Here is a 5,435-nt window from a genome sequence, read left to right as displayed (position 1 = left end):
AAGTTGTGTTCGGCGGTGTCCTACTCTCCCACACTGATTAGGGTGCAGTACCATTGGCGCTGGAGGGCTTAGCTTCCGGGTTCGGAATGGGGCCGGGCGTTTCCCCTCCGCTATAGCCGCCGTAACAATGTGAAACCGTCACCACCCCGCGGGGGTGGGCACGACCCTTTATCGGGTTGTGTGTTGTTTCAGATATTGCACAGTGGATGCGAAACACGCTTCACAAATTTTGAACTAGTGTGTTGCGGGTTTTATGTGTTGTAAGTCCTCGGCCGATTAGTACCAGTCACCTGCACCCATTACTGGGCTTCCAGTTCTGGCCTATCAACCCCATGGTCTGTGGGGGGCCTTAACCACGCAATGGTGGTGAGAAACCTCATCTTGGAACAGGCTTCCCGCTTAGATGCTTTCAGCGGTTATCCCTTCCGAACGTAGCTAACCAGCCGTGCTCCTGGTGGAACAACTGGCACACCAGAGGTTCGTCCGTCCCGGTCCTCTCGTACTAGGGACAGGTTTCCTCAAGTTTCTTACGCGCGCGGCGGATAGAGACCGAACTGTCTCACGACGTTCTAAACCCAGCTCGCGTGCCGCTTTAATGGGCGAACAGCCCAACCCTTGGGACCTACTCCAGCCCCAGGATGCGACGAGCCGACATCGAGGTGCCAAACCATCCCGTCGATATGGACTCTTGGGGAAGATCAGCCTGTTATCCCCGGGGTACCTTTTATCCGTTGAGCGACACCGCTTCCACTTGCCGGTGCCGGATCACTAGTCCCGACTTTCGTCCCTGCTCGACATGTCCGTCTCACAGTCAAGCTCCCTTGTGCACTTACACTCAACACCTGATTGCCAACCAGGCTGAGGGAACCTTTGGGCGCCTCCGTTACATTTTGGGAGGCAACCGCCCCAGTTAAACTACCCATCAGGCACTGTCCCTGAACCAGATCATGGTCCGAGGTTAAGGTATCCAATACGATCAGAGTGGTATTTCAACAACGACTCCACCCACACTGGCGTGCGGGTTTCACAGTCTCCCACCTATCCTACACAAACCGAACCGAACACCAATACCAAACTATAGTGAAGGTCCCGGGGTCTTTTCGTCCTGCCGCGCGTAACGAGCATCTTTACTCGTACTGCAATTTCGCCGAGTCTGTGGTTGAGACAGCAGAGAAGTCGTTACGCCATTCGTGCAGGTCGGAACTTACCCGACAAGGAATTTCGCTACCTTAGGATGGTTATAGTTACCACCGCCGTTTACTGGGGCTTAAATTCTCAGCTTCACCCCGAAGGATTAACCGGTCCTCTTAACCTTCCAGCACCGGGCAGGCGTCAGTCCGTATACATCGTCTTACGACTTCGCACGGACCTGTGTTTTTAGTAAACAGTCGCTTCTCTCTGGTCTCTGCGACCACCACCAGCTCAGACCGTACAGTCGTCACCAGCAATGGCCCCCCTTCTCCCGAAGTTACGGGGGTATTTTGCCGAGTTCCTTAACCACAGTTCTCTCGATCGCCTTAGTATTCTCTACCTGATCACCTGTGTTGGTTTGGGGTACGGGCCGTGTCACCACTCGCTAGAGGCTTTTCTCGGCAGCATAGGATCATGGAATTCGCCTCAATCGGCTACGCATCACCTCTCAGGCTATGTGAACGGCGGATTTGCCTACCGTTCGCCCTACAGGCTTACACCAGTACAACCACTGACTGGCCCCACTACCTTCCTGCGTCACCCCATCGCTTGACTACTACCACACAAGGTCCCATGCAGCCCCACACTCGAGACCCGAAGGTCTTCTCGGCGGATTTGGATGGTTAGTACATGTGATTCATCACGGGCGCGGAAACACGGGTACGGGAATATCAACCCGTTGTCCATCGACTACGCCTGTCGGCCTCGCCTTAGGTCCCGACTCACCCTGGGCGGATTAGCCTGGCCCAGGAACCCTTGATCATTCGGCGGCGAAGTTTCTCACTTCGCTTTCGCTACTCATGCCTGCATTCTCACTCCCACACCCTCCACCACTGGATCACTCCGTGGCTTCCCTGGGTGCAGGACGCTCCCCTACCCACCCACACCACCACACACACCCCCGCAAGGGTGCATGAGTGTCTTGTGTGAGTGCCGCGGCTTCGGCGGTGTACTTGAGCCCCGCTACATTGTCGGCGCAGGATCACTTGACCAGTGAGCTATTACGCACTCTTTCAAGGGTGGCTGCTTCTAAGCCAACCTCCTGGTTGTCTTCGCGACCCCACATCCTTTTCCACTTAGTACACGCTTAGGGGCCTTAGCCGGCGATCTGGGCTGTTTCCCTCTCGACTACGAACCTTATCGCCCGCAGTCTCACTGCCGCACTCTCACTCACTGGCATTCGGAGTTTGGCTGACATCAGTAACCTTGTAGGGCCCATCCGCCATCCAGTAGCTCTACCTCCAGTGAGAAACATGCGACGCTGCACCTAAATGCATTTCGGGGAGAACCAGCTATCACGGAGTTTGATTGGCCTTTCACCCCTACCCACAACTCATCCCCTCCATTTTCAACTGAAGTGGGTTCGGGCCTCCACGTCGTCTTACCGACGCTTCACCCTGGCCATGGGTAGATCACTCCGCTTCGGGTCTAGAACACGCCACTACGGTCGCCCTATTCAGACTCGCTTTCGCTACGGCTACCCCACAACGGGTTAACCTCGCGACGTGCCACTAACTCGCAGGCTCATTCTTCAAAAGGCACGCCATCACCACCGGCCCACCAAAGGACCCAACGGCTCTGACGGATTGTAGGCGCACGGTTTCAGGTACTATTTCACTCCCCTCCCGGGGTACTTTTCACCTTTCCCTCACGGTACTAGTCCGCTATCGGTCACCAGGGAGTATTCAGGCTTACCGGGTGGTCCCGGCAGATTCACAGCAGATTTCACGGGCCCGCTGCTACTTGGGAACCCATCAAGTGAGACCACACACTTTCAGCTACCGGACTCTCACCGTCTACGGCAGACCATTCCAGGCCACTTCACCTAGCATGTGATTTTTTTACTCACCCCCAGCACGGCAGCACTGAGAAGATGAACCCCACGACCCCACACAGACAACCCCTGCCGGGTATCACATCTGCATGGTTTAGCCTCTTCCGCTTTCGCTCGCCACTACTCACGGAATCACTGTTGTTTTCTCTTCCTGTGGGTACTGAGATGTTTCACTTCCCCACGTTCCCTCCACACCGCCTATACATTCAGCAGTGGGTAACACCCCATCACGGGTGCTGGGTTTCCCCATTCGGACACCCTCGGATCACAGCTCGTTTGACAGCTCCCCGAGGCCTATCGCGGCCTACCACGTCCTTCATCGGCTCCTGGTACCAAGGCATCCACCGTACGCCCTTACACACTTACAACAACCTACAAAACATTCAAAAAAATAAAGATGCTCGCATCCACTGTGCAATTCTCAAACAACACACACCAACAACCCACACACCCCGAACAGGGCAGCGCAATCATCGGCATCAGAAAAAACACACTGACGTGTGTTCTCTCAGGACCCAATAGTGTGTTGACCCCGCACCCAGTCACCCAGGCACGACACCGACCCAGACACAGCCTGATGCTGCACCCACGCCGGCTTGTTTATGTTTCACCCAATGAACAAACACCCACCGTGACACAAACGGCCACGAAACAGGCATGTTGTTTGCTCCTTAGAAAGGAGGTGATCCAGCCGCACCTTCCGGTACGGCTACCTTGTTACGACTTCGTCCCAATCGCCGATCCCACCTTCGACAGCTCCCTCCACAAGGGTTAGGCCACCGGCTTCGGGTGTTACCGACTTTCATGACGTGACGGGCGGTGTGTACAAGGCCCGGGAACGTATTCACCGCAGCGTTGCTGATCTGCGATTACTAGCGACTCCGACTTCACGGGGTCGAGTTGCAGACCCCGATCCGAACTGAGACCGGCTTTAAGGGATTCGCTCCACCTCACGGTATCGCAGCCCTCTGTACCGGCCATTGTAGCATGTGTGAAGCCCTGGACATAAGGGGCATGATGACTTGACGTCATCCCCACCTTCCTCCGAGTTGACCCCGGCAGTCTCCTGCAAGTCCCCGGCATAACCCGCTGGCAATACAGGACAAGGGTTGCGCTCGTTGCGGGACTTAACCCAACATCTCACGACACGAGCTGACGACAGCCATGCACCACCTGTACACCAACCACAAGGGGGGCTGTATCTCTACAGCTTTCTGGTGTATGTCAAACCCAGGTAAGGTTCTTCGCGTTGCATCGAATTAATCCACATGCTCCGCCGCTTGTGCGGGCCCCCGTCAATTCCTTTGAGTTTTAGCCTTGCGGCCGTACTCCCCAGGCGGGGTACTTAATGCGTTAGCTACGGCACGGATCCCGTGAAAAGGAACCCACACCTAGTACCCACCGTTTACGGCGTGGACTACCAGGGTATCTAATCCTGTTCGCTACCCACGCTTTCGCTCCTCAGCGTCAGTTACTACCCAGAGACCCGCCTTCGCCACCGGTGTTCCTCCTGATATCTGCGCATTTCACCGCTACACCAGGAATTCCAGTCTCCCCTGTAGTACTCAAGTCTGCCCGTATCGCCCGCACGCTTGATGTTAAGCATCAAGATTTCACGAACGACGCGACAAACCGCCTACGAGCTCTTTACGCCCAGTAATTCCGGACAACGCTCGCACCCTACGTATTACCGCGGCTGCTGGCACGTAGTTGGCCGGTGCTTCTTCTCCAGGTACCGTCAATCACTCTTCGTCCCTGGTGAAAGAGGTTTACAACCCGAAGGCCGTCATCCCTCACGCGGCGTCGCTGCATCAGGCTTGCGCCCATTGTGCAATATTCCCCACTGCTGCCTCCCGTAGGAGTCTGGGCCGTGTCTCAGTCCCAGTGTGGCCGGTCGCCCTCTCAGGCCGGCTACCCGTCGTCGCCTTGGTAGGCCATTACCCCACCAACAAGCTGATAGGCCGCGGGCCCATCTCGTACCGAAAAACTTTCCACCACCAGACATGCATCCAGAGGTCATATTCGGTATTAGACCCAGTTTCCCAGGCTTATCCCAAAGTACGAGGCAGATCACCCACGTGTTACTCACCCGTTCGCCACTCGAGTACCCCGAAGGGCCTTTCCGTTCGACTTGCATGTGTTAAGCACGCCGCCAGCGTTCGTCCTGAGCCAGGATCAAACTCTCCATGAAAAACCAGAGAAAAACAGGCCACCAACCACAGCCGGCAACCAGAATTTCAACACAATCTTCCCAGCAGAGAAAAAATCCTAACCAAAAAAACAACTGACAACCACCCCCAAAAAGGGCGGCATCAAAACAAACGGTGCCAGACTCAAAACTGACACCACAAAAAATGGCATAAACAATCCATCAACACACTATCGAGTTCTCAAAGAACACACACCCACG

At 55.4% G+C, this 5,435-nt stretch carries 3 rRNA genes; all 3 read right to left on the bottom strand.

The annotated features are described in order from the left end of the window. Positions 1–7 precede the first annotated feature (7 nt). Positions 8–124 (bottom strand): 5S ribosomal RNA (rrf, locus tag ACQ7HM_RS21280). 132 nt (positions 125–256) lie between these two features. Then, a 23S ribosomal RNA gene (locus ACQ7HM_RS21275) occupies positions 257–3,393 on the bottom strand. Between the two features lie 307 nt (positions 3,394–3,700). Beyond that, positions 3,701–5,216 (bottom strand): 16S ribosomal RNA (locus ACQ7HM_RS21270). Together the 16S, 23S and 5S rRNA genes form the textbook arrangement of a ribosomal RNA operon. Positions 5,217–5,435 lie beyond the last annotated feature (219 nt).

The sequence above is a fragment of the Williamsia sp. MIQD14 genome, assembly GCF_051025635.1.
Taxonomy (GTDB): Bacteria; Actinomycetota; Actinomycetes; order Mycobacteriales; family Mycobacteriaceae; genus Williamsia_A.
The sequence above is the reverse complement of the archived record's forward strand: the minus strand, read 5'-3'. Positions and strand labels throughout refer to the sequence as shown.